The organism is Sinorhizobium sp. GQ132 (assembly GCF_059758575.1).
The window spans coordinates 80,684-105,173 of sequence record NZ_JCAXDX010000015.1 but is presented as its reverse complement, the minus strand read 5'-3'; the positions used below and the strand labels follow the sequence as shown (position 1 = coordinate 105,173).

Below are 24,490 nucleotides of genomic sequence, written 5' to 3'. Positions count from 1 at the left end.
ACTAAGGCCTGTTGAGATGACGGCTGCTGCGAGATGGATAATGGCGTCGAAGCTCTGGTCGGTTTTGTCGGCACGCAGGGCGATGCGCTTGAATTCATTGACTACCGAGCGTGCGCGTCTCATGAGACGCGCGGCGCTGCAGGAGGCGTATCGGAGGACTGCAATCTCTCCTTTTACCTCGTCCCTGTGCTCGTTACAGGGATGAGAGCAGCGCCGCGTCTGCGGCGCGGGAGGCGTTCTTCAGCCCAAGGACTTGGGCTGGCTGGATTCCTGTGACAAGCACAGGAATGAGGGAAATCAAACAAGCGGCGGCGGGTGGCCCGAAATCTCAACAGGCCTCAGAAAGGTATCGGAGGACTGCAATCTCTCCTCCCTGTGCTCGTCACAGGGATGAGAGCAGCGCCGCGTCTGCGGCGCGGGAGGCGTTCTTTCAGCCCAAGGACTTGGTCTGGCTGGATTCCTGTGACGAGCACAGGAATGAGGAAATCGAACAGGCGGCGGCGGGTGGCACACTTCGAGAATTTCTGTGGCGTCGCAGTAATTCTCGCCTCCCTTTCGGTCGTGACCTCGGGCTCCTTCGTCAATCCCCGGGCGCGGTCGCCATCCTCGTGCCTGGCCCGGGCTTGATCCGAAGATCCACATGCGAGCCTGACAAATACGGAGCGCTCACATCAGCCGTCAAACGTGTTGTCCTCGATCGATTGCTGCTTCATTTCGATCGAGAAGCCGGGCCGCTCGGGCGGCATGTAAGCGGCGTTGCGGATCACGCACGGATCCAGGAAATGTTCGTGCAGGTGGTCGACATACTCGATCACCCGACCGTCCTTCGTGCCGGAAACGGCAACGTAATCGATCATGGAAAGGTGCTGCACATATTCGCAGAGGCCGACGCCGCCGGCGTGCGGCCAGACGGGGAGCCCGTATTTGGCGGCGATCAGCAGCACCGCCAACACCTCGTTCAGGCCACCCATGCGGCAGGAATCGATCTGCACGATGTCGATCGCGCCCTCGGCGATGAACTGCTTGAACATGATGCGGTTCTGGCACATCTCGCCGGTCGCGACCTTGACCGGGCCGATCGCCTCGCGGATCTTGCGGTGTCCGGCGACATCGTCCGGGCTCGTCGGCTCCTCTATGAAGAAGGGCTTGGCAAAGGCGAGCTTTTGCACCCATTCGATTGCCTCGCCCACTTCCCAGACCTGGTTCGCATCGATCATCAGGTACCGGTCGGGGCCGATCACTTCGCGGGCAATCCTCAGCCGGCGGATGTCGTCGTCGAGGTCACGCCCGACCTTCATCTTGATGTGGTCGAAACCTGCGTCGACCGCCTCCTGCGCAAGCCGCCGGAGCTTTTCGTCGTCATAGCCGAGCCAGCCTGCAGAAGTGGTGTAGCAGGGGTAGCCCTCCTTTTCGAGCCTGGCGATCCGCTCGGCTTTGCCGGGCTCGGCCCGCCGCAGGATCTCGACCGCCTCGTCGCGGGTGAGAACATCCGTCAAGTAGCGGTAATCGACGATATCGGCGATCTCTTCCGCCGACATGTCGGCGACGAGACGCCACACCGGTTTGCCGGCATCCTTTGCGAGGAGATCCCAGACGGCGTTGACGATGGCCCCGGTCGCAAGATGGATCGCGCCCTTTTCCGGGCCGATCCAGCGCAGCTGGCTGTCGCTCGTCAGGTGACGCCAGAAGTGGCCGGGATGTTTCAAAATGCCGCCGATGTCCTGGCCCACCACGAGATGCCGCATGGCCTGGATCGCCATGCAGCATATGTCGTTGCCGCGCCCTATGGTGAAGGTGAGGCCGTGACCCGCCAGCCCCGGCCGATCCGTGTCGAGGATGACGTAAGCCGCCGAATAGTCCGGATCCGGGTTCATGGCGTCCGAACCGTCGAGGCTCGCCGAGGTCGGGAAGCGAAGGTCGAAGACGCGAAGGTCGGTAATGCGGGTCATGTTTGCTCCAATACCTACAGCGCCGCGCGCCTTTTCGGACGCGCGGAGAACACTGCGGCACTTTGATGCTGCCTGTTCGTGTCCTTCAGTCGAATTGACCGAAGGAAACATGCGAGTAGCTCAGGTGTCGGCGCGAACGCGCTGCTTCTGACTGCCGAGGCCCTCTATGCCGAGTTCGACGATGTCGCCGGCCTTCAGATAGCGCGGCGGCTTCATGCCCATGCCGACGCCCGGCGGCGTGCCCGTCGAGATGATATCACCGGGGCGCAGCGACATGAACTGCGAGAGATAAGAGACGAGATAGGCGGCGCCGTAGACCATCGTCTTGGTCGAGCCGTCCTGCATCGTCTCGCCGTTGACCTTCAGCCACATTGCGAGATCCTGCGGATCCGCCACCTCGTCCTTGGTGACGAGCCACGGTCCGGTCGGCCCGAAAGTGTCGCAGGACTTGCCCTTCGTCCACTGACCGTGCCGTTCCGTCTGGAAAGCGCGTTCGGAGACATCGTGGACCGTGCAGTAGCCGGCGACGTAGTCGAGCGCCTCGGCTTCGCTCACATATTTCGCCGTCTTTCCGATGACGATGCCGAGTTCCACTTCCCAGTCGGTCTTCTCCGAACCCCGCGGCAGGATCAGATCGTCGTTCGGCCCGACGATGGCGGAAGTCGCCTTCATGAAGATGATCGGCTCCGGCGGCACGGTCGCGCCCGTCTCGGCAGCATGATCGGAATAGTTGAGGCCGATGCAGATGAACTTGCCCGTACCTGCGACGCAGGGACCAAGCCTCGGATTGCCGGACACGGCAGGCAGCGCCGCGACATCGAGCTTCGCGAGTTCGTCAAGCTTGCCGGGGTCGAGCGCGCCTGCGGCGAGATCGGGAACGTGGCCGGAAATATCGCGGATGATGCCGTCGGAACCGAGAAGACCCGGCTTTTCCTGGCCCGGTTCGCCATAACGAAGAAATTTCATGTGCTTTTTCCCTGATGAAGCGTTCAAATGGTCCAGCCGCCGTCGATGGCGTAGGCCTGGCCGGAGGTGTAGGTGGCGCCGGCGAGATAGACGGCGAGGTCGGCGATCTCTTCGGGCGTGCCGAGGCGGCCCATCGGCTGGCGGGAGATAAAGGCCGCGCGCGCCGTTTCGTAGTCTCCCTGTGCCCGCATGCGGCTTTCGAGCGACGGGCTTTCGACCGTTCCCGGGCAGATCGCATTGCAGCGAATGCCGTCGCCCACATAGTCCGCCGCAACGGCTTTCGTCAGTCCGATGACGGCTGCCTTGGTCACCCCATAGGCGAAGCGGTTCGGCACGCCTTTGATGCTGGAGGCCACCGAGGCCATATTGACGATCGACCCGTCCTTGCGGGCGATCATGCCGGGCAGCACCGCGCGGATGGTGCGGATCATCGACTTGACGTTGAGGTCGAAGGCGAAATCGAGGTCCTCGTCCTTCATCGTCAGCACCGAGCCTGCATGCACGAAACCGGCGCAATTGAAGAGCACGTCCACCGCCCCGATTTCTGCGACCAGCGCTTCGACCGCAGCGGTGTCGAGGACGTCCAGCCGGTGGGTGCTGATGCCCGCCTCGCCTTCGAGGCTGCCGACGGCGTCCGCATTGATATCGGTCGCATGGACCTTGGCGCCGGCCTTGGCGAAGGCAAGTGCGGTTGCGCGTCCTATGCCCTGCGCCGCAGCTGTGACGAGGACGACCTTTCCGGCAAGGTTCGCTGTCATTGGATGGTTCCCTCAAGTTTGCGTTCGACGATCAGAATGTGATCCGCGGCAAGAACGACCTCGCCGCGCTGGTTGATGACCTCGCACCGCTCGATGACCCGGCCGGCCCTCGGTCGCTTCGGATCGTCTTCCTTGGCGGCGATGGTGACGCGGGTGCGGATCGTATCGCCGATATGGACAGGGCGGACGAATCGCAGACGGTCGTAACCGTAAGAGAAGGCGACCGGGTTGATCAAGGAGGCGGTGAGCCCGACTCCGATTGAGAAGATCATCGTGCCGTGGGCAATGCGCTGACCGCCGGGCAGCGTTTTGGCGAACTCCGCATCCATGTGGTGCGGGAAGAAATCACCCGTATGCCCGGCATGGACGACGAAGTCCGTTTCCGTGATCGTGCGTCCGCTCGTCAGCCGCACATGGCCCTGTTCGTAGTCCTCGTAGTAGATCGTCTGCTCGCTCATTTCACTTTTCCGATGGAAGCGCTGCGATCGGCGTTGCCGGGCGCGCGCTCGATTGATAGGCGGCCTCCACCAGGGCCATCGTCCGCCATGCGTCCTCGACCGACCCGATGAGTTCATCGTCCTCGCCGCAGGCATGGCGTTGCAGATTGGCCATCCGGTTGGCGAAGGCGTCGGGGAACCACGAACCTTCAAGCGGCACCGAAATCCATTCGCTCTCCCCCGAGGGACGAATCCACAGCTCGTCCGGCTCACCGCGCGGATAGTCGAGATTGACGCCGAGCTTGACATAGGCGGCACCCCTCGTCCCGCAGATGCGGAATTCGCAGGCCTGGAACCTCCGCCCGAAATCGTGGTCGTGATTGACGGAAAGCACGCAGCGCACGGCATCGCCATAATCGAGGATCGCGGCGGTGCGGGTTTGAGCCACCTCGTGGTTCGGATGGCCGATGGTCTTGGCGTGAACACCCTGGGGATCGCCTAGGAGACTGCGCACGAGGTCCAGGTAGTGGATGGAATGCATCGCGATCTCGATGCGCGGCAGTCCCTTCAGGAACGGCCAGAGCCCCCAGGGCGTCGCAAGCGCCAGCCAGGCGTCGAAATCGACGACCTCGCCGAGATAGCCCCTGGCGATCGCGTCCTTGAGCGCGAGCATCATCGGCGCGAAGCGGAGCTGAAAGTTCACCGCCGCCCTGATGTTCCGCTCACGGCAGATTTCGAGAATTCCGGTCGCCGCCGCAAGATCGCTGCCCATCGGCTTCTGTATCAGCGCAAAGGAGCCCTTCGGCAGTTTCGAGAGAATCGAGGCATGCGCGGCCGGCGGCGTCGCGAGATCGAAGATCGCGTTCTCCGCCGAAAGAGCCTCCCCTTCGCTCGTAAACGCCCTGACATCCCATTGCCGCGCGAGCGCCGCCGCCTTCTCCGCATCCGGATCGAAGATGCCGGCCACCGGGAAGCCTGCGTTCCTGTAGGCCGGAAGATGGGCGTCGCCGACGATGCTGCCCGCACCGAAGATGACGATGGGGCGTGGCGTAGCCGGCTTCGGCCACCATTGCCGCAGCGACGAGGGATCGAACGTCTCAGTCATGGTGGAAGACTTCCTCCATCATAGCCCACCACTCGCCTTGCCGGCGGCCTTCGAGAGGCTTCTGACAGGGCATGCACACCGACCACCATTCCTGGTTTTTCGGATGTGCCGCCATCTTCGCCATGTCGGCTTCGAAGTCCTCCCCGACATATTCCCAGTAGCCGAAGAGAAGGTTTTCCGGCTCCTTCAGGAAGATCGAGTAATTGGTGATGTTGCACTCGCTGATCAGCGCGAGAATTTCCGGCCAGACGGCCGCATGCAGCCGTTTGTATTCCGCCACTTTCGGCGGTTCGAGCCCGATCACCATTCCCATTCTCTGCATGACCGTTCCCTTCTACCGGCGGAACTCGCGGGTGAACTCGGCGACCGAGCGCGCCTGGACAGCCTCCCAATCCCAGGCGATGCCGATGCCCGGATCGGAAGGCGCGATCGCCCTGCCCTCCCGGATCTCCATTCCCTTTTGCGTCAGATCGTCGAGCTGCGGAATGTATTCCACATATTTCCCGTTGGGCACCGCGCAAACGAGGCTCACATGCAGTTCCATCAGGAAATGCGGGCAGACGGGAATGTCGAAGGCCTCCGCCGCGTGAGCCACTTTCAGCCAAGGGGTGATGCCGCCGATCCGCGCCACGTCCACCTGGACGATCGAGCAGGCGCCCTTTTGCATATATTCGCGAAAATGGCGGATGGAATAGACGGACTCGCCGACGGCGATCGGCGTCGGCGTCGACCGCGTCAGGCGGATGTGGCCGTCGAGATCGTCGGCCGGCAGCGGTTCCTCGATCCAGGCGAGATCGAGTTCGCGGAGCCGGGCGGCGCGGCGGATCGCCTCGTCGACGGTGAAGCCCTGATTGCAATCCGTCATGATTTCGAAGCCGTCGCCAAGTGCTGCGCGCATGGCCGAGAGCCTGTCGTAATCCTCCGCCCCGCTCGGCTTGCCGATCTTGACCTTCGATCCGGAGAAGCCCTTGGCCTTCGCCTGCAACGCGTCGTCTACGAGGGCCTGCTTTTCGATGTGCAGCCAGCCGCCCTCGGTGGTGTAAAGCGGGCAGCTTTCCTTCGCCCCGCCCGCCAGTTTCCAGAGCGGCAGCTTCTGCTTCTTCGCCCGCAGGTCCCATAGCGCCGTATCGACGGCGGCGAGCGCCAAAGCCGTTATGGCGCCGATGGTCGTCGCATGCGTCGCAAACTCCATCTTGTGCCAAAGCGCCTCGATGCAGTCCGCGTCTTCCCCGAGCAGGATCGGAACCAGATGATCGGAGAGCAGCCGCATGACGGACGATCCGCCTGTTCCGATCGTGTAGCTGTAGCCGGTGCCGGTCGCACCGTCCGCATCCGTGATCGTGACGATCGGCGTTTCCTGGCTCACGAAGCTCTGGATGGCGTCGGTCCGCTTGACCTTCGGCGGAAGATCCACCATCCGCAGTTCTATTTTCTCGATCCTTGCCATGTCAGCCTGCCAAAGCCTTTCCGGTCTCGCCGTCGAAGAGATGCGCCCGGGACAGATCGAGGCTCATGCGCACCGCCTCGCCCGGGCGCAGCGGCCGCGGGTTGAGCATGCGCGAGACCCAATCCCGCCCGTTGAACTGAGTGAAAACCAGGGTTTCGTTGCCCAGCGGTTCTGTGATCGTGACCGGAAGCTCGATCTCGTGGACGGCGTCCGCATCGCCCGCATGGAGGCCGTGCCCCGAAGGATAGACATCGTCCGGCCTAAGCCCGAAGGTCACTTTCTGGCCCTCGCGAACCGAGGAACGGAAGCGTGGCGGAAGCGGCAGGGTCGCTCCGCTTGCAAAGGCGAGCTTTCCGTCCGTCAGGACCGCCTCCTCCATGTTCATCGGCGGCGAGCCGATGAAGCCGGCGACGAACTTGGTCGCCGGGCGGCGGAAGACATCCTCCGGCGTGCCCACCTGCTCGATATGCCCGTCGCGCATGATGACGATGCGGTCGGAGAGCGTCATCGCCTCCACCTGATCATGGGTGACGTAGATCATCGTCGCCTGCATGCGGGCGTGCAGTTTCTTGATCTCGGTGCGCACCTGGGTCCTGAGCTTCGCGTCGAGGTTCGACAAAGGCTCATCGAAAAGAAAGACGTCCGGCTGCCGCACGATCGCGCGTCCCATGGCGACGCGCTGGCGCTGGCCGCCCGACAGTTGCGAAGGGCGACGTTCGAGAAGATGGCCGAGATCGAGGATCGCCGCCGCCTCGGCAACGCGCGTCTTGATCTCTTCCGCCGGACGCCCGGCGATTTTCAGCGAGAAACCCATATTCTCGGCAACCGTCATATGCGGGTAGAGTGCATAGGACTGAAAGACCATCGAGATGTTGCGCGCCCGAGGCGGCAGATCGTTGACCGTTCGCCCGCCGATCTCAATCGCGCCGCCGCTGACCTCCTCGAGCCCCGCGATCATGCGCAGCGTCGTCGACTTGCCGCAGCCCGAAGGTCCGACGAGCGCAATGAATTCGCGATCCTTCACTTCGAGATCGATGCCGTGCACGACTTCCAGAGCGCCGTAGCGCTTGACGAGTTTCTTGAGCGTAACGGGCGCCATGAACGATTATCCTTTCACCGCGCCGAAGGTCAGGCCCGAGACGAGGTGCTTCTGAATGATGAAGGTGAGGGTCAACGCCGGAACGATCATGACGACCGCAAGCGCGCACATGCCGCGCCAGTCGATGGTGAATTCGGCGGTGTAGTCGAGGAGCCCCACGGGCAAGGTCTTGGAATTGACGGAGCGGGTAATCTGCGAAGCGAGTGCATATTCGTTCCAGGACGTCAGGAAAGCGAAGATACCGGCCGACGCAATGCCCGGGCCGGCAAGCGGAAACTCCACCTGCCAGAAGGCCTGCCAAGGGGTGCAGCCGTCGATCTGCGCGGCTTCCGCGAGATCTTTCGGCACCTGGCGGAAGAATCCGTCGATCAGCCAGATCGTGAAGGGAACGTTGAGCGCGACATAGGTGAGGATCAGCGAGAAATGCGTATCGATAATGCCGGTGCGCGCATAAAGCATGAAGAGCGGCAGCGACAGCGCGATGCCCGGCACTGCGCGCGTCAGCATGAAGCCGAGGAAGATGGCCGACTTCGCCTTGAACCGGTAGCGCGCGAAGGCATAGCCGCCGGAAAGGCCGATCGCCAGCGCGATGACCGTGGAGGTGACCGATACGATGAGCGAATTGCGGAAATAATCCCAGACCGGGACGCCCCCCTGCCCGGCGCCCGAGAACATCGCCCGGTAAGCGTCGAACGAGAGCGTCTCCGGGATCCAGACCGGCGGCTTGGCCATGATCTCGACCGTCGGCCGCAGCGATGACAGCACGATCCAGAGGCCCGGCAGGCAGATGACCAGCATGGCGAGAAAGAGCCCCACGAGGTGCGCCACCTTCAGCAACCGCCGCCGCAGGCGATGAGACGCGTTCGTATCCATTACCACTCGGCTCCGATCTGCTGGCGCGCCGCGGCGAGCTTGCGGAAGAAATAGACGGTGAAGACGATCGACAACAGGATGGCGACGTAGGCCATTGCGTTGGCCATGCCCATGCGGGCGTCGCCATAGGCGGTGCGTCCGATAAGCGTCCAGAGCAGTTCGGTGCGCTTTGCCGGGCCACCATCCGTCATGATCTTGACGATGTCGTAGGCGCGCGCGACATCGAGCGAACGGATCGTCATCGCGATGAAGGCGAAGGGCATCAGATAGGGCCAGGTGACGTAGCGGAAGGTCTGCCAGGGCGTGCAGCCGTCGACATGGGCCGCTTCGACCGGATCCTTGGGCATGGCAAGCAGCCCGGCGAGAATGAGGATCGCGAAAACCGCGGTCGACGACCAGACCTCTGCGACGATGATCGAGAAGAGCGCGAGATTGCCGTCGATCAGCCAGGGGATGGCACGGTCGGTGAGGCCCAGCGACTGCAGCGTGTTGTTGACGAAGCCGATATTGTCGTTGAACAGGAACTTGAACTGGAAGCCCACCAGCACCGGCGAGAACATCATCGGAAACATCATCGCGGTCCGCAACGCCCGCTGGCCGTAAGTCGCCTTGTTGACCAGCAGCGCCAAGCCAAGACCGAGGAACATCTCGGCGTTGAGCGCGACGGTGAGAAGGAGCACCGTCCGGCCGAACGCGACCCAGAACTCGGCATTGGTGAGGACGTTCACATAGTTGCGAAACCCGATGAAGACCCAAAGCGAGTCCGGCTTGGTCAGACGGAACGGGGTGAAACTCGAATAAAGCGAGAAGACGAGCGGCAGCACGATGAACACTGCCAGGACGATGAAGGCCGGAAGCAGCAGAAGCGTGGGTGCCGACAGTTTCGAGAGCTTCATCGGAGATCCTGGGAAGAGTTCACATGCGTGGCGGCGCCGAAACGGTCCGGCGCCGCCTTTCGATGGGGATCAGAGCTTGCCGGCGTCTTCGAGGATGCCGGTCGCCTTTTCGGCGGCGGCGTCGAGCGCTTCCTTCGACGTCTTGTCGCCGAGGATCGCTGCCTGCAGCTCCGGATAGACTGCGTTGGAGATCTCGATCCACTCAGCCGTCTGCGGCACCGGGAAAGCATGCTTTGCCGCTTCCTGGAACGCCTGCAGGACCTCGGTCTTGTAGGCGTCGCCTTCCGCGGCCTTGATATTGTAGTCCCAGACGGCGCTTCGCGTCGGCAGCGGGCCGGCGGCGGATTCGAGCTTCTGGCTGTCCTCGTTCGTCAGCCACCAGACGAGCGAGGCGGCTGCTTCCTTGTCGGCGCAGGATTCGGTCACCGAGAAGCCGTGATGCCCGGACCAGCCGGTGCGCTTGCCGGAGGAGCCGGCCGGCTGAACCTTGACGCCGACATTGCCGGCGACCTTCGAGGACTTCGGATCGTTGAAGAAGGATGCCCAGCCGGGCCAGTCGAGATTGACCGCGATCGAGCCCGAGGCGAAGCCCTGTCCGAGATCGTCCCAGAGATAGTTGGTGGTGCCCGGCGGTACCGCCTTGTCCTTGTAGAGCTTGACGAACCATTCGAGCGCGCGCACGCCCGCTTCCGAATTGAAGGCGGGGCGCCCGTCCTTGTCGAGATATTCCCCACCCTCGGCGACCAGCATTTCGTAGAAGCGACCGTTGATCGCTTCCTCCTTGCCGGCAAACTGGGTGCCGTAGAAATTCGGCGGAGCGGCGAAGAATTCCGCCTGGTCGCTCACCTGAGCCCAGGTGTCCGGCGGCGCGAGGTCATAGCCGTATTTGGCCTTGAATTCGGTCTTCTTCGCCTCGTCCTCGTAAAGGCTCTTCTGGAAATAGAGAGCGGAGACGTCGAACTGCGCCCGCGGCAGCATGACGAGCTTGCCGTCGAGCGTCGAGGCGTCGATTACGGCCGGCACGAATTTGGCCACTTCCTCGGAAGGGATGAGACCGAAAAGGTCCGCATAGATGTCCGGATATTGCGGCGCGAAGGAGGAGTGGTTCGAACCGACGCACCAGGTGAGGCCGCCGGTGGCGATATCGGACTTGATCTCCTTGTCGAGTTCGAAGTGGTTCTTCTTCGACAGGATGTTGACCTTGGCGCCGGTCGCCTTCTCCCATTCGCCGATGCGCTCATAGAGTTTCTCGTACTGCTGTCCACCGATCAGCTTGGCGTCGATGGTCACGCCTTCGAACTTGCCGGGCAGGTCCGCGGCATTTGCCGCCCCCATTGCGCAAGCAAGCATGATCACTCCGGCCGATACGCCGGAAAGCAGCCTGTTCATTGTATTTCCTCCGCTGAACACGCCCTTCTCCGAGAGCATGAGTCCTCATCCGTGAGAAACTAATTTATATACAAACGATAAATTTATTGATGGTCAAGGGCTATTCCCTTCCGTCTTCCGCTTTTCATGCGTATATGGAGAGGAATATTCATCTGGGAGAGACGCGGATGGACAATGAAGAGTCCGACAAGTATCGCGCGCCGGCACTCGACAAGGGCCTGGACATACTGGAGCTGCTTGCCAGCGTCGACGGCGGCCTCACGCAGGCGGAGATTTCGAAGAGGCTGAACCGCAGTCCGAACGAGTTCTACCGCATGCTCGACCGTCTGGTGCGCCGCGGCTACGTGACCCGTATCGACGGCGATCTCTATTCGCTGACCCTGAAACTCTTCGGATTGGCACAGTTGCATGCGCCCGTGCGCCGGCTCGCTTCCTTCGCCACGCCGCTGATGCGTGACCTCGCCCAGCGGTCCAAGCAGGCCAACCAACTCGCCGTCTTCGACCGCGGCTCCGCCGTCGTGATCGCGCAGCAGGAGGCGCCGGACTATTGGGGCATTTCGATCCGGGTGGGCTCGCATATCAGCCTGTTCGACACCGGATCGGGTCACGTGCTGCTTGCATTCCGTTCGCCGGAGGAACGGGAAATGATGATCTCCGAACATGTGCGCAGCAGGGACGAGATAAACCTCACCCCGGAATTCTACGCCCGTCTCGACCAGATCCGCGAGCGCGGCTACGAGATGATGGCAAGTGCCCAGACCGCCGGTGTCTACAACCTCTCCGCCCCGATCCTTGGGCCCGACGGACGCAGCATCGCAGCGCTCACCTGCCCTTATATCTCCCTGGTCAACAATCCTTCGGCCCCTGATATCACCGAGACCATATCGCTCCTGCTCAAGACCGCATCGCAGCTCTCGGCGCTCGCCGGTGCCGATGTCGCGCAGGGTTGATCCGCGCCGGAAAAACAGACTTCCTATTTGAATGAAGAGGAGGAGCAGCCTTGATCATCGACACGCATCTGCATCTGATCGACAAATCGGCGCTAAACTATCCGTGGCTCGCCGGCGTTCCCGCGCTCGATCGCGATTTTCTCTATTCGACCTATGCGGCGGAGGCAAAGCGCGTGGGCATTGCCGCCTCGCTGCATATGGAAGTGGACGTCGACCCGGCTGAGATCGAACTCGAAACGCGCGAGGTCGCGCGTCTTGCGGGTGAGCCCGGAAGCCTCCTCAAAGGCGCAATCGCCGCCTGCCGCCCGGAAGAGGAAGGCTTCGCCGCCTATCTCGCGCGGCAGGAGGAAAACGCCTTCGTCAAGGGTTTCAGACGGGTGCTGCACGTCGTTGCCGACGATCTCTCCGAGCAATCTCTCTTTCGCCAAAACATCAAGCGGCTCTCCGGCACCCGTTTCACCTTCGATCTCTGCGTCCTGCCGCATCAGATTCCGAAAGCCATGGCACTCGCCGACCTCGCGCCCGACGTTCAGTTCATTCTCGACCATTGCGGCGTTCCCGACATAAAGGGTCACGCGGAGCATCCCTGGCGCGATCATATGACCGAGATCGCCCGCCGCCCGAATGTCGTCGCCAAGATCTCCGGAGTGGTCGCCTATGCGGAGGAAGGCTGGGCGCTCGATTCCATCCGTCCCTATGTCGAGCACACCATCGGAGTCTTCGGATGGGACCGCGTCGTCTGGGGCAGCGACTGGCCGGTCTGCACCCTCGGCGGCAACCTCTCGACCTGGCTCGCGGCCACCCAGGCTCTCATCGAAGGCTGCAGTCCCGAGGAACGGAGGAAGCTGCTCTCCGGCAATGCGCGGCAGATCTGGAACCTGCCCTGACGATTCTCTCCCTTGCTCCCTCACCCCTGTGCTTGTCACACGGCATGAGGGCGTGCGGGAGGCGCCGTCATGATGCGGCGCGTTGCCGTTCCAGGGTCTCGAAATGGTCGGCGATCTCCTTGCCGGTTGCGATCCAAACGTCGCCTTTTGCCTGAACGTGACGCAGGAAGTCGCGAAGGAGGTGCCAGCGCATCGGACGGCCGGACACTTGCGGGTGCAGGACGAGCGTCGTGACGCCGCCCCAGGCATGAATGGCCTCGAATTCGTCGATCCAGAGCGAAAGGACGGCTTCGCGGCCGAAGAGCGGTCGCGCGCTCGAGCGGCTGGACATCCCGAAATTCCAGTCGTCGAATGCGAAGTTGACCGGAATCTCCACCGGGCCCGGCACGCCGTTCGCCGACGCGTGCCGGTAGGGCAGGATGTCGTCGCGAAACGAGCTGGAATAGCGGATGCCCGATTTGGCAAGATAGGCGATGAGCTCGGGAAAGTTCTCTCCCGAGGGCGCGCGGTAACCGACGGGACGGATGCCGAATGCCCGCTGCAGCGCCTCGAAGCCGCGGTCGATCTCCTCGAACGTCTCGTCCAGCCGATCGCGATCCGGCATCTTGTGAAGATAGCCGTGGTGACCGATCTCGTGTCCGGCCGCGACAATCTTCTCGCAGGCCGCGGGATGGGCAAGCGCCGTCCAGCCGGGCGTGAAGAACGTCGCCTTCATCGCCAGCTCGTCCATCAGTTCGACGATCCTGGCAATGCCGACGCGCGCATCGTAGCCGCCATGGGAGGTGGTCACCATCCGATCGACATTCGAAGGATTGTTGCCGATCCACGCGGTTTCGGCATCCACGTCGAAGCCGATGAAGACGGCGCTCTTCGCGCCGTTCGGCCAGGTCATCGCCGGCGTTTGCGGCGCCGGATTGAGCGGACGGGGCGTCAGGTCGTAGGTCATCACGAAATCCTCAGCAAAAGACGGGACGCTTGTCGCCGTCGCCCGCAAGCAGGGGCTCCAGAGCGCGGCAATCCTCGACGTGTTCGAGCTCGGCGAGCATCCTCCAGAGCCCGTCCGCCTGCTCCGTTTCGGTGCTCATCGCGGCGAGCTCTCCGAACTTGGCGCGGATGGCGGCGGGGCGCATCGGCCTTTCGGCGGAGCCGGTCGCGCGGGGCACCATTCGTGCCAGACGGGCGCCGTCCTTGAAGAGAAGCGTGACGACCGGCTCGTCAAGCGGCTGCATCCCATCGTCCACCGTGAGCAGCATGCGGTCCATGACGGCCCGCAGGCGGGGATCGGCGCGCCGGTCGGCGGCATAGGCCTGGAGCCCGGCCGTCAGGAACACGCAGCGTGCCGCAAGCGCATAGGGCAGGCTCATCTGCGTGGGCGCCATGGCACCGTTCTCCCGGGCGCCGCACATGCCCATCAGCATGGCGCTCAACCGCAACTCGATCCGCTCGATCTCAGCTGCATCACGGCCCGTTCCCGAAAGCAGGTCGTCCAGCGCATCGATCGCCGAATGGGCGCCCCGGCAGGAGGCGTAAGGTTTGAGAACCGCACGCCGCACCTTCCAGTCGTGGCCCAGTCTTTCGCATAGCTTCTGCGGCTCGCAGACATCCTGGTTGAACGACCGGAAAAAACCGCCCCAGACGTCGTCGCAGACCCTGGAGGGGCCGGCAAGGCCCTCCCCTGCCAACCGCGCCGCGAGCAGCCCGCCCTCGGCCGCGCGGCCGGCATGGACCTTCTTCGCCTGCGATCCGTCATGGATGAAGGCCCAGAGGCCGGAGGAGAAGCTGGTGGCGAGCGTGATCGCATCGCGCGTGGCAAGATCGTCGAAACCGGAAAGCCTGGCCACGGCCGCCGCAGCCGCAAGCGTCCCGCAGGTGCCCGTGGAATGCCAGCCGAGCCCGTTGTGGCTGTCGTATCCGCCCGCCGCTTCGAGGACGCGTCGGCCGGTCTCGTAGCCCGCGACCACGCTGGCGATGAGTTCCCTGCCCGTCACCGGCCGCTTCGCCTCGGCAATCGCGGCCAGAACGGCGGGAATGAGGACGGCGCCCGAATGGTCGCACCCGCCGGAATCGTCGAGTTCGAAAGCGTGGGCCGCGACCCCGTTTATGAGCGCGGCCTCACGCGCTGCCGCGCGATCGCCGGTGCCCCAGATCAGCGCGCTACCGGGCACACCGGCGGCCCTGCGAGCTATCCCGGCTTCCGCCGAGCGCGCGCCAGCCAGTGCCGCGCCGATCGTGTCCGCGATGTGGACTTTGGTCTTTTCGACGACATCGGCTGGAAGCGCTTCGAACTTAAGGGCTGCAAGAAAGGATGCCAGCCTGTCGACCGGCGTGTCGGCAGCAACGCGGGGCATGGAACTGCTCATGGTTTGTCGAGAATCGGTCGGCGACGGCGCATTTTGCGGCCCGGCCTGTTCGGCGGGGCCGCAACGCGGCGAAATTACTTCACCGCTTCGCCGTTGACGTAAATGCCGTCGAGCAAGGTGCCCTCGAGGCCGTATTTGGCGAAAATCGCCTTGTACTCGCCTGATTCCATCAGGGCCTTCAGCGCTGCAGCATAGGCGTCGCGCAGTTCCGTGTCCTTCTTGGCGAAACCGATGCCCTGATAGACCACGGTGAAGGGCTCGCCCACGACGGCGTAGGTGTCCTTCTCGAGATCCATCAGATAGGGCAGCGTTTCGGAACCCTGGACGGCGGCGTCGAGCCGGCCTTGCTTGAGCTGGGCGCGGGCATCGGCAGAGCCTTCCGTGCCGACGACCTTGATGGCCGGCAGCCCCTTGGCTTCGCAATTGGCAGCACTCCATTTCGCCGTCTCGTCCGGGAAAGAGGTGCGACGGCTCATGCCGACGGTCTTGCCGCAGAAATCGGCGAGCGTCTTGAACTCGTCCTTGCGGGCGAAGGACGTGTAGAACTGCGCGCCGGATTTCATGTAATCGATGAAATCGAGCGTATCCCGGCGCTTCGGAAGATCGCTCATGCCGCTATGGATAAGGTCGACGCGGCCGGTCTGAAGCGACGAGATCATCTGCTCGAAGCCGATATTCGACCACTCGACCGTGGTGCCGAGCTCTTTGGCGAGCGCGACGCCGAGATCGATGTCGACACCCTTAAGCTCGTTGGTCGCCGGGTCGACATATTCCATCGGCGGATAGTTCGGCTGGTTGGCGACGACGACCTTGCCGGCCGACTTCACCCGCTCGGGCAGGCCGGCGGCATTGGCGGAGGTTGCGGCAAGGCATGCGACCGTGAGCGCTGCGATATGCTTGTTCATGTGGTTCCCCATCTTGTCCTGGTTCGAGCCGGCGGCTTCGTCTGCCGCCGTTTTTCTGTTCCTCAGCTGTGAACGGCTTTGATGAACTCCGCCGTTCGGGCGCTTTTCGGGGTGCTGAGAACCTCCGATGCCAAGCCGGTTTCGACCACCTTGCCGGTTTCCATGAAGGTGACGGTATTCGCCACGTTGCGGGCGAAGCCGAGCTCATGGGTGACGACGATCATCGTCATGCCGGAGGCGGCAAGGTCCCGCATCACATCGAGCACTTCCGACACCAGTTCAGGGTCGAGCGCCGATGTGGGTTCGTCGAAGAGAATGAGGTCCGGCCGCATCCCCATGGCGCGAGCGATCGCGACGCGCTGCTGCTGGCCCCCGGAAAGCTCGGAAGGGTAATGGTTCGCCTTGTCCGCGAGGCCCACCCGCTCCAGCAATGCCGAGGCCCTGTCGCGCGCTTCCTTCACCGGCTCGCCGAGCACCTGCACGGGGCCCTCGGTGATGTTTTCCAGGGCGGTCTTGTGCGGGAACAGGTTGAAGCGCTGGAAGACCATGCCGATCCGGCGCCGCTGGCGCGAAATCTCCGCATCGCTGATTTCGTGGAGATTGTTGCCGTCGCGGCGGTAGCCGATCAGTTCGTCCTCGACCCAGATCGCTCCGCCGTCCATCCGCTCCAAAAGATTGATGCAGCGCAGAAGCGTGCTCTTGCCCGAGCCCGAAGGACCGATGATGCAGCTCACCTCTCCGCGGGCGACGTCCAGGCTGACCTTGTCGAGAGCGCGGAACGTGCCGTAATTCTTCGTGACGTCGATAGCCTTGACGAGAATATCCTGGTTCATGACCGACCTCACATGGACGAGCGGATCGATTTCGAACCGCGGCCGAAATAGCGCTCGATATAGTGCTGCCCTATCGAGAGCACGGAGACGACGAGCAGGTACCAGAAGCTCGCGACCAGCAGCAGTTCGAGGACGCGGGTATTGGCGAAATAGATGATCTGCGCGTTGTGGAGGATCTCGGAATACTGGATGACGCTGGCGAGCGACGTCAGCTTCACCATGCCGATCACCTCGTTGCCGACCGGCGGCACCATGACGCGCATCGCCTGCGGCAGGACGATACGGCGCAGCATCATCATCTGCGTCATGCCGATCGTGCGCGCAGCCTCGTACTGGCCGCTGTCGACGGACAGGAGCCCGCTTCGCACGACCTCCGAAGTATAGGCGCCCTGGGATATGCCGAGCCCGAGTACGGCGGCGACGAAGGGCGTCATGACGTCGACCGTCCTGAACTCGAACAGTCCCGGAATGCCGAGCGTCGGGAAGATGAGCGCCAGGTTGAACCACAGCATCAACTGCAGCAGCGCCGGGGCGCCGCGAAAGACCCAGATATAGCCGATGGCGATCGACGACAGCACCGGATTGCCTGATATCCGCATGATGGCGATGACGACGCCGAGGACGATGCCGAGCCCCATGGCGGCAACGGTCATCAGCAGAGTGTTGTAGAGGCCGGCGAGGATTGCGGGTGCGAAGAGAAAATCGCGGACATAGCTCCATTCGATCTGCCCGACGCTGAAGGCCCGCACGAGACCTGCAAACAGCAGGAGCACGATGCACGCCGCAATCATCCGCCCGATATGGCGCTTCGGCACCAGTTTCAGATGGGCGATCTCGTATTTGGAATCCGCAGGCGGAGTTGCGAGGCTTGCCACATTCATCGGCGTCGCGCCTCCTCTGCGCCGTTCTTCGCGCCCGCAATGGCCCAGCCGCCGGTCGGGCCGCCGGCAAAGGCGCGGCAGCCGGCAAGCGCCGTTTCGAAGCGGGCGATCTGCTCGCGAACCCGCTCCGGCGCTGTTGCACCGTAGCCGTTTCTGCTCGCAAGCGCCTTTTCGAGCGCCAGTGCCGCAAGCATCTCCGGCTGAAGCCGCGGATCGATCCCCGGCAGATCCTCAGCCGTCAGGCCGGCAAGGTCGTGGCCGCGCTCTTCGCAATAGCGCACCACTGCGCCGGTGATCTCGTGCGCTTCGGCGAAAGGCACGTCCCGGCCCACCAGCCAGTCGGCCACTTCGGTCGCGAGCGTGAAGCCCTTCGGCGCCTCCTCGCGCAGCTTCTCCACGTCGAATTCCAGCGTTCCCACCATGCCGGCAAAGGCGGGCAGGACCAGTTCGAGAACGTCGATCGTCTCGAACAGGCTGCGCTTGTCCTCGGCGAGATCGCGATTATAGGCGAGCGGCATCGCCTTCATGGTGGCGAGGAAGCCGGCGATGTTGCCGATCAGCGTGCCCGACATGCCGCGCGTCAGCTCGGCGACGTCGGGATTCTTCTTCTGCGGCATGATCGAGGAGCCGGTGGAATAGGAATCATGCAGCCGTACCCAGCTGAACTGCTTGGAGCTCCAGAGGCAGATTTCCTCCGCAAGCCGCGAGAGATCCACCGCCACCAGCGAGCAGATGAAGAGGAATTCGGCGACGTGATCGCGCGCGGCGACGGCATCGATGGAGTTCTCGCAAGCGGCCGAATAGCCGAGATCGATGGCGGAGAGATCGGGGCGGCGCGCAATGCCGGAGCCGGCCAGTGCGGCCGCACCCAGAGGCGAGCGATCGAAGCGGCGGTCCCAATCGGCAAAACGCTGCAGGTCGCGCAGCAGCGACTGCGCGTGCGCCATGAGGTGGTGGCCGAGCACGACCGGCTGGGCCGGCTGAAGATGGGTAAAGCCGGGCATCACGGTCTCCGTATGCCGGGATGCCTGCTCCATCAGTGCTTCTTCGATGGCGATCACGCCCCGGGAAAGCTCCCGCGCCATGCGCCGCAGATAGAGGCGCGTATTGTTGGCCGTCTGGTCGTTGCGCGACCGCCCGGCGCGAAGCTTGCCGCCAAGCGTGCCGAGGCGCGCCATCAACAGACGCTCGAGAAAGGTATGCAGATCCTCATCAGCCGCAATAGGTTCTTCGCGGCCGGCACCGATATCGGCTTCGATGCCTTCCAGGGCCGCGCGTATCGCGGAGAATTCACCCTCGTCCAGGACGCCGGCGCGCTTCAACTCGGAAGCATGGGCGCGTGAACCTGCAATATCTTCCCTGTACAGTCGAAAGTAAGATCGGGGCGCGCGGGACAGATTGGCAAGCGCTTCGGACGGTCCGGACTTGAATCGTCCACCCCAAAGCTGAGTGGGCTCGGTCATCTTCGTTCCCTTTATTTGTCATTCTTTCGAAGAAGCTCCCACGGGTGGCATATCCCGGCAAGCGAAGTTATTTCACCAAGCTATGACAAAAACGACTAGCCTTGCTCCGGGCACTTATTTAGGGTCTGCGCAAAGAACGGGGCGGAGCGGACGCGCATCGGCTGAATTTGGCGGAGGAATTTTCATGGCTTCGGGACGGCGGCGCTTGCCTTCGACGACCGCGCTTCAGGTGCTGCTTGCGGTGGCCGAAAGGGGATCGACGAGCGCTGCCGCCGAAAGCACGTCGCTGTCGCAGAGCGCCGTCAGCAAGCAATTGCTGTCGCTCGAAGAGCTGATCGGCAGCCCCTTCTTCGTCCGGACACCGCGCGGAATGATCCCGACGGAAGTGGGCACGATCTATATCGAACAGGCGCGCACCGCATTGAAGGCGATGGAGGACGCCGCCCTTCGGGTCGCCCGCCTGAAACCGGGCCCGCGCGTGCTGAGATTGCAGGTGCCGCCCATTTTCGGGGACCGGTGGCTGCTGCCGCGCTTCCTTCGCTTTACCGAGCAGCACCCGGAGATCGAGGTGCAGTTCACGACGTTCGTTTCTCCGACACAGTCCCAGACGCCCGATGCGATATTCCGTTTCCTGAGCGAACCGCTGCCGGACGAGGAGACCAGCTATCTCTTCGGGCGCGAGGTTCTCGTCGTCAGCGCCCCTTCCTACTGGGAGAAGAACGGCGCTCCGGAGACGATCGAAGATCTCGCCGACGGCATCATGCTGGAGCACCCGCAGACGCCGCTGCACTGGAATTATTTCGCCAAAGGCCATGGCAAGGACGACCTCGCGGTCCGGCACACCACGCGCTTCGGCTATTATACGATGGTGATCCGGGCAGCACTTGCCGGACAGGGAATGGCCTTGATCCCGCGCGGCCTCATCCTCGATGACCTTGCGGCGGGAAAGCTCGTCAATCCGAACGGCTTCGGATATCGAAGCGACCATGGCTACTGGTTCGCGAAACCGCGGGACATCGCGCCGAGTGCTTCCATGCGGACGTTCGAGGCATGGCTGATGGCGGAAGCCGAAGGCATGGGCGACTGAGGGCGGCCGGCCCGGGCCGTGGCGCGCTATCTCAGTCCGCCAGCCGCGCGAGCGCCTCTCCGTCGAGCCGGAAGAAGACCTTGTCCGGTTTGCGTGCGCCGCCCAGGTCTTCATAGAAGGAAAAGAGACGAGTGTTTTCCGCCTCCGCGGTCCAATCGATGCGCGTGAGCCCGCGCTCCTTCGCCAGGCTGGCCAGCTTCTGCATCAAGGCCCGGCCGAGGCCGCGGCCCCGCTGTGATCCGCTGACGTAGAGTTCCTTCAGAAAGATGCCCGGCTTCAGGCCCGGCCCGGGGTAAATCGCGGAGAAGGCGGCGAGACCGAGCACCGAACCATGCTCCTCGGCGACGAGGATCTCCGCGCCCGGCGGCATGGCTTCAAGCCCCGCGATTATCTCGGCGCGCGGCGGACAGGCCACGCGGTAGTGCGCCTGCATTTCCTCCATGAGGGCCGCAATTGCGGGGAAGGCTGCGTCATGGGCCTGCAACAGGCGGATCGGCGTCACTTCTGTTCCCTCAGCTCGAGCGCGCCGCCACCCAGTTGTGCCAGTCTTCCTCGCTGCCGTTGAAGACGTTGAGGTCGATCCGCCCGTCGACGCCGTGGGACAGGCCCGAGCCCGAATATTGCCAGAAGATCCATTTGCGCCCGGGATAAACCTTGGACGGGTGCGCCGCGACCGAGCGCAGCCAGAAGGGATGATTGGGGAACGCGCCCTGCAGATTGTCGCGGTAGAAGTCCGGCGCGGTATAGATAATCGGGCGCTGGCCGTAGTGGCGCTCCAGCTTGTCCATGAAGACCTGCATCTTTTCCCGCACCCGTTCCGGCGACGGACGCCGCTTGCAGCTCGACTCGCCGTTCCACTCGACATCGATGACGGGCGGAAGCGCGGTCGGATCCCGGGGCACGTTGCGGATGAACCAGTCCGCCTGCTCGCCGGCCGTGCGGCACCAATAGAAGAAGTGGTAGGCGCCGCGTTTGAGCCCGGCCTCGTCGGCCCGGCGCCAGTTCTTCTTGAACATGGGATCGAGGTGATCGCCGCCGTCGGTCGCCTTGATATAGGCGAAGTTGGCGCCTTGCGTGCGCAGCTTCGCCCAGTTGATTTCGCCCTGCCAGCGCGAAACGTCGACGCCGTGAACGGCGAGTTTGCGCGGCGACCGGGTACCGAAATTGATCGGATGGGCATCGCGGAAGCTGTGGCTGTAGACGCGCGAGCGGCCGCGCGGCTCGCGCGCGGGATTTTCGGGAGCGAGCATTGCAATGGGTCGCTCGGCCGGAACCGGCATGCCCACCGTCCTTTCCGCCGGCATGAAGGCCTGCGGCTCGGGAACGGTTCCCGCCCAGGCAAGCGCCTCCGGCTGAGGCGCCGCTTGCGCAGGAGCGGCACTGACCTCCGCCGAAGGAACCGGACTTGCCGGACGGACGACGGAGCTCGTCGTCTCGCGCGAGGGCCTGCTCCCCCCGAAGCCGCAGCTCGTTAGAGCCAGGCAGGTTATGACGATCGCTGAGACAGCCGAAAAAGGACGCATGAGGACCCGCACGCAATACAAAAACCGACGGCAACCGCGCCGTCAGGACCCACTGACGAGACTTGCTAACGGGAAATTACCAAGAAAGATTGAATCCAATCTTTACGCGGGCAGAGTTGCGAGCGATTTCGCCGTCAGCGAAAACTCGCAAGAAACAGCCGGTTGAGCTCTTCGACCACGAGCCTCGGCCTTTCCCTGCTCCGCAGCCCCTCGTTCAGGCGGTCCGAGCCCGCCTGCTGGAAGGTCATGTAGCCGTCGTGGCGTGGCCGGAGCCAGGCGCCTTCGAGCGTCGCCCGCGTCGCGCGGTAGAAATCATGGGTCGCCTCATTGACCGTATCGTCCTGCCAGGCGTCCCCGTGGCCGGGCTGGCCGCCGGATGCCGCATAGAGGCCGCGCTGCACGCCGCCGCCCGCAAGCCAATAGGCGAAATCGATCGCCTGTTCCGGCGCCTGCGAAAAGGCCGAGACGGCTATGCCCGTCCCGCCGAGCGCCGAGCCGACCGGCCCGGCGGCGCCGACGGTCGGGAAATCGCCGAAGCGGACGAGCGCCGGGCGAAAGCCGGTAAGGGAATAGCTGACATAGCCGTAGATAAGCGGCGCGCAGACGGCGGGCGAGGCCTCGGCCGCCATGACCTCGAGCACCGCGATCGGGTCCATTCCGAAGCATGCGGGGTCGATGAGTGCCGAGATTTCCTGCAGCAGCTCGACCGCCATGGCGCCGGTTTCGGCGTCGACGAGATCGCCCTTACCGGCGCTGCGGCAGGGACGGCCGAGATTGCCGCAGAGCGTGTAAAAACTCATCAGCGAATGCGGCGGCCTGAGCGGCAGGAGGACGCCGCCGCTGCGCGCGAGCGCGAGCATATCCCGCCAGGTCTGAAGGCGATCCGTGCGATCCGGCCGCCAGGCCTGCACCTGGGTCGCCGCGTCGATCGGAAAGGCCCATTGCCGTTCGTTCCACGCGTAGCTCCGATAGGACGGGCCGACGCTTGCCGCCGAGAGCGCCTGCCGCTCCGCCTCGCGGCCCGGCACGTCCAGGGGCAGCAGGCAATTCTCGCCGGTGATCTGCCCCACATGCGGATGGTCGATGACGATCAGGTCATAGTTCCTTGCCAGGGTCTCCACCGGAAAGGTTTCGAAATCCTGCAGCGACCGCTTCTCCCACCGGATCTCGACGCCCGTCTTTTCCTGCCAGGATTGCGAGCAGGCCACCATCGGATCATAGCCGCGCGGGTGATTCCAGGTCATTCCCTTGAGGACGACGCTCATAGGCCGAACTCCTCCCTGATCGAGCGGCCATGCTCACCGATCCGCGGGGCGGCGCGCTCGACGCGCGGGCGGCGGCCGTTGATCCTCAGCGGCGAGCGCGTGGTGGTGATCGATACGTCGTCTTCGCGCATCACCGTCTGCAGCATGTCGAGCACCAGGAAACCTTCGCTTTCCAGAAGCTCGTTCCAGTCGAGCACGCGCGCGCACCAGATGTCGGCCGGCTCCAGCACGGCCAGCCATTCGTCGACGGTGCTGAGCGCGATGCGGTCAGCAATCAGCGCCTTGATGCGGTCGCGCTCGGTGAACCACGAGGACGGGTCGTCGCGATAGGGGGCGAGTTCGTCGATCTGAAGCAAATCCGCAAGCTTCGGGATCGGCGTCATGGCGATCGCAAGATAGCCGTCGCTCGCCGCATAAACGCCGTAGGGTGCGGCGAGATAAGCATGGGCGCTCCGGAATGCCGACCGCTTCGGCAGACGGCCGCCGTCATTGAGATGCGTGGTCAATACCTCGAACTGGAAATCGACAAGCGCCTCCAGGAGGCTCGTTTCGACGAGGCTTCCCTTGCCGGAAATACCGCGCCGCACCAGCGCCGCGAGAATTCCTTGAGCGGCGGCGGCGCCGGCCAGCATGTCGCCGATGGCGAGCCCGAAGGGAACCGGCCCCTGCCCTTCGTCGCCGTTCAGCCACATGACGCCCGAGCGCGCCTGCGCCAGCAGATCCTGGCCGGGACGCTTCACCCAGGGGCCCTCCTCGCCATAACCGCTGATCGAGGCATAGACGATGCGCGGATTGATAGCCCTGACCGCCTCATAGTCCAGCCCCAGCCTTTCGATGACGCCCGGCCGGAAGTTCTGGATCACGACGTCGGCCCGCGCGAGAAGCCGCTTCAGTGCGGCAAGATCGGCCTCGTTCTTGAGGTCTATCGCAAGGCTTTCCTTGGCGCGGTTGATCGCGTGGAAAATGGTCGAGTCGCCGCCGATTTCCGTGTCGCTCAGATAAAGCCGGCGGGAAAGATCGCCGCCATCTGGCCGCTCGATCTTGATCACCCGCGCCCCGAGATCCATCAGCCGCAGCGAACAATAGGGGCCGGAAAGAAACTGGCTCATGTCGACGACCACCAGGCCGGAAAGCGGCAGTTCGGATTCTGTTGTCATGCGTGGTTACTCTTCCCTCATGCAGCGGCAACGCGATGCGGATGACTGTCGGACAAAAATAGTGTCTTCTTATTTGAAGACTTAATTCAAATATAGGTGTCCTGACAAGCTGCAAAAGGGACGACGTCCGCTGCATGGCGCAGCTGACTGCCGGAATGAAGCAACGAAAGCACTGGCGATACCTGCACGGATTGGAGACGCGCTGGCGCCATCGAGAGGCGCTCGGAATGCCGCGCATGCGCATCACGCTACAGGCCCCA

The 24,490-nt window shown here is 63.5% G+C and carries 24 protein-coding genes; 3 read left to right on the top strand and 21 right to left on the bottom strand.

The window, feature by feature from the left end:
* Positions 1 to 671: 671 nt before the first annotated feature.
* The 11 genes from AC6CIG_RS26380 to AC6CIG_RS26330 all read right to left on the bottom strand — a co-directional run bounded on the left by AC6CIG_RS26380 (position 672) and on the right by AC6CIG_RS26330 (position 10,919).
* On the bottom strand, positions 672 to 1,949 hold the full coding sequence (locus AC6CIG_RS26380; protein WP_498324094.1) for an L-fuconate dehydratase: 1,278 nt from the start codon (positions 1,947 to 1,949) through the stop codon (positions 672 to 674).
* A 120-nt stretch (positions 1,950 to 2,069) separates the two neighbouring features.
* On the bottom strand, positions 2,070 to 2,915 hold the full coding sequence (locus tag AC6CIG_RS26375) for a fumarylacetoacetate hydrolase family protein (RefSeq protein ID WP_018097170.1): 846 nt from the start codon (positions 2,913 to 2,915) through the stop codon (positions 2,070 to 2,072).
* Positions 2,916 to 2,938: 23 nt separating this feature from the next.
* The gene (locus tag AC6CIG_RS26370) at positions 2,939 to 3,673 is read right to left on the bottom strand and encodes an SDR family oxidoreductase (protein ID WP_003534628.1); all 735 of its coding nucleotides are present in this window, start codon (positions 3,671 to 3,673) and stop codon (positions 2,939 to 2,941) included.
* Positions 3,670 to 4,131 carry a MaoC/PaaZ C-terminal domain-containing protein gene (locus tag AC6CIG_RS26365; protein WP_102762312.1) on the bottom strand — a complete coding sequence of 154 codons (462 nt, stop codon included), beginning with the start codon at positions 4,129 to 4,131 and terminating at the stop codon, positions 3,670 to 3,672. The genes AC6CIG_RS26370 and AC6CIG_RS26365 overlap by 4 nt, the downstream gene beginning before the upstream one ends.
* 1 nt (position 4,132) lies before the next feature.
* A complete protein-coding gene (locus tag AC6CIG_RS26360) occupies positions 4,133 to 5,215 on the bottom strand; it encodes a Gfo/Idh/MocA family protein (protein ID WP_102762311.1) in 1,083 nt (360 codons plus the stop codon).
* Complete coding sequence (locus tag AC6CIG_RS26355) at positions 5,208 to 5,537, bottom strand: L-rhamnose mutarotase (RefSeq protein WP_102762310.1); 330 nt, start codon at positions 5,535 to 5,537, stop codon at positions 5,208 to 5,210. Before AC6CIG_RS26355 ends, AC6CIG_RS26360 begins: the two co-directional genes overlap by 8 nt.
* 12 nt (positions 5,538 to 5,549) lie before the next feature.
* Entirely contained in the window at positions 5,550 to 6,662 is a 1,113-nt protein-coding gene (locus tag AC6CIG_RS26350) for a mandelate racemase/muconate lactonizing enzyme family protein (protein ID WP_018097174.1), read from the bottom strand.
* A gap of 1 nt (position 6,663) precedes the next feature.
* Positions 6,664 to 7,761 (bottom strand): ABC transporter ATP-binding protein, encoded by a 1,098-nt coding sequence (locus AC6CIG_RS26345; RefSeq protein ID WP_018097175.1) that lies wholly within the window; start codon positions 7,759 to 7,761, stop codon positions 6,664 to 6,666.
* A gap of 6 nt (positions 7,762 to 7,767) precedes the next feature.
* Positions 7,768 to 8,634: a carbohydrate ABC transporter permease gene (locus AC6CIG_RS26340; RefSeq protein ID WP_100670643.1), complete on the bottom strand. Its 867-nt coding sequence runs from the start codon at positions 8,632 to 8,634 to the stop codon at positions 7,768 to 7,770.
* Positions 8,634 to 9,530 (bottom strand): carbohydrate ABC transporter permease, encoded by an 897-nt coding sequence (locus AC6CIG_RS26335; RefSeq protein WP_102764176.1) that lies wholly within the window; start codon positions 9,528 to 9,530, stop codon positions 8,634 to 8,636. The genes AC6CIG_RS26340 and AC6CIG_RS26335 overlap by 1 nt, the downstream gene beginning before the upstream one ends.
* Positions 9,531 to 9,599: 69 nt before the next feature.
* Positions 9,600 to 10,919, bottom strand: coding sequence for an ABC transporter substrate-binding protein (locus AC6CIG_RS26330; protein ID WP_100670783.1), 1,320 nt, complete (start codon positions 10,917 to 10,919; stop codon positions 9,600 to 9,602).
* Positions 10,920 to 11,086: 167 nt separating this feature from the next.
* Between AC6CIG_RS26330 and AC6CIG_RS26325 the strand changes: the two genes are divergently transcribed.
* Positions 11,087 to 11,869 (top strand): IclR family transcriptional regulator, encoded by a 783-nt coding sequence (locus AC6CIG_RS26325; protein ID WP_100670645.1) that lies wholly within the window; start codon positions 11,087 to 11,089, stop codon positions 11,867 to 11,869.
* Between the two features lie 50 nt (positions 11,870 to 11,919).
* Positions 11,920 to 12,756 carry an amidohydrolase family protein gene (locus AC6CIG_RS26320; protein WP_437408724.1) on the top strand — a complete coding sequence of 279 codons (837 nt, stop codon included), beginning with the start codon at positions 11,920 to 11,922 and terminating at the stop codon, positions 12,754 to 12,756.
* Positions 12,757 to 12,823: 67 nt separating this feature from the next.
* Here AC6CIG_RS26320 and AC6CIG_RS26315 read toward each other — a convergent pair whose 3' ends face one another.
* The 6 genes from AC6CIG_RS26315 to argH form a co-directional block, all read right to left on the bottom strand.
* Positions 12,824 to 13,702: a polysaccharide deacetylase family protein gene (locus AC6CIG_RS26315; RefSeq protein ID WP_437408723.1), complete on the bottom strand. Its 879-nt coding sequence runs from the start codon at positions 13,700 to 13,702 to the stop codon at positions 12,824 to 12,826.
* Between the two features lie 10 nt (positions 13,703 to 13,712).
* The gene (locus AC6CIG_RS26310) at positions 13,713 to 15,104 is read right to left on the bottom strand and encodes an MmgE/PrpD family protein (protein ID WP_498324093.1); all 1,392 of its coding nucleotides are present in this window, start codon (positions 15,102 to 15,104) and stop codon (positions 13,713 to 13,715) included.
* Positions 15,105 to 15,190: 86 nt separating this feature from the next.
* Positions 15,191 to 16,021, bottom strand: a complete 831-nt coding sequence (locus tag AC6CIG_RS26305; RefSeq protein ID WP_437408721.1) for an ABC transporter substrate-binding protein — start codon at positions 16,019 to 16,021, stop codon at positions 15,191 to 15,193.
* A 62-nt stretch (positions 16,022 to 16,083) separates the two neighbouring features.
* Positions 16,084 to 16,854 carry an amino acid ABC transporter ATP-binding protein gene (locus tag AC6CIG_RS26300; protein WP_018097183.1) on the bottom strand — a complete coding sequence of 257 codons (771 nt, stop codon included), beginning with the start codon at positions 16,852 to 16,854 and terminating at the stop codon, positions 16,084 to 16,086.
* An 8-nt stretch (positions 16,855 to 16,862) separates the two neighbouring features.
* Positions 16,863 to 17,735 (bottom strand): amino acid ABC transporter permease, encoded by an 873-nt coding sequence (locus tag AC6CIG_RS26295; protein WP_498324092.1) that lies wholly within the window; start codon positions 17,733 to 17,735, stop codon positions 16,863 to 16,865.
* Positions 17,732 to 19,198 carry an argininosuccinate lyase gene (argH, locus tag AC6CIG_RS26290; protein ID WP_437408720.1) on the bottom strand — a complete coding sequence of 489 codons (1,467 nt, stop codon included), beginning with the start codon at positions 19,196 to 19,198 and terminating at the stop codon, positions 17,732 to 17,734. Before argH ends, AC6CIG_RS26295 begins: the two co-directional genes overlap by 4 nt.
* Positions 19,199 to 19,382: 184 nt before the next feature.
* Here argH and AC6CIG_RS26285 point away from each other — a divergent pair, with 184 nt between their 5' ends.
* Entirely contained in the window at positions 19,383 to 20,285 is a 903-nt protein-coding gene (locus tag AC6CIG_RS26285) for a LysR substrate-binding domain-containing protein (protein WP_498324091.1), read from the top strand.
* A 31-nt stretch (positions 20,286 to 20,316) separates the two neighbouring features.
* Here AC6CIG_RS26285 and AC6CIG_RS26280 read toward each other — a convergent pair whose 3' ends face one another.
* From AC6CIG_RS26280 to AC6CIG_RS26265, 4 genes are all read right to left on the bottom strand, one after another.
* Positions 20,317 to 20,787, bottom strand: a complete 471-nt coding sequence (locus AC6CIG_RS26280) for a GNAT family N-acetyltransferase (RefSeq protein ID WP_026168826.1) — start codon at positions 20,785 to 20,787, stop codon at positions 20,317 to 20,319.
* A gap of 10 nt (positions 20,788 to 20,797) precedes the next feature.
* Positions 20,798 to 21,808, bottom strand: coding sequence for a glycoside hydrolase family 25 protein (locus AC6CIG_RS26275; protein ID WP_102762302.1), 1,011 nt, complete (start codon positions 21,806 to 21,808; stop codon positions 20,798 to 20,800).
* Between the two features lie 134 nt (positions 21,809 to 21,942).
* Positions 21,943 to 23,073, bottom strand: a complete 1,131-nt coding sequence (locus tag AC6CIG_RS26270; protein WP_102762301.1) for an ABC transporter substrate-binding protein — start codon at positions 23,071 to 23,073, stop codon at positions 21,943 to 21,945.
* Positions 23,070 to 24,230, bottom strand: a complete 1,161-nt coding sequence (locus tag AC6CIG_RS26265) for a CaiB/BaiF CoA transferase family protein (RefSeq protein ID WP_018097189.1) — start codon at positions 24,228 to 24,230, stop codon at positions 23,070 to 23,072. The genes AC6CIG_RS26270 and AC6CIG_RS26265 overlap by 4 nt, the downstream gene beginning before the upstream one ends.
* Between the last annotated feature and the right edge of the window lie 260 nt (positions 24,231 to 24,490).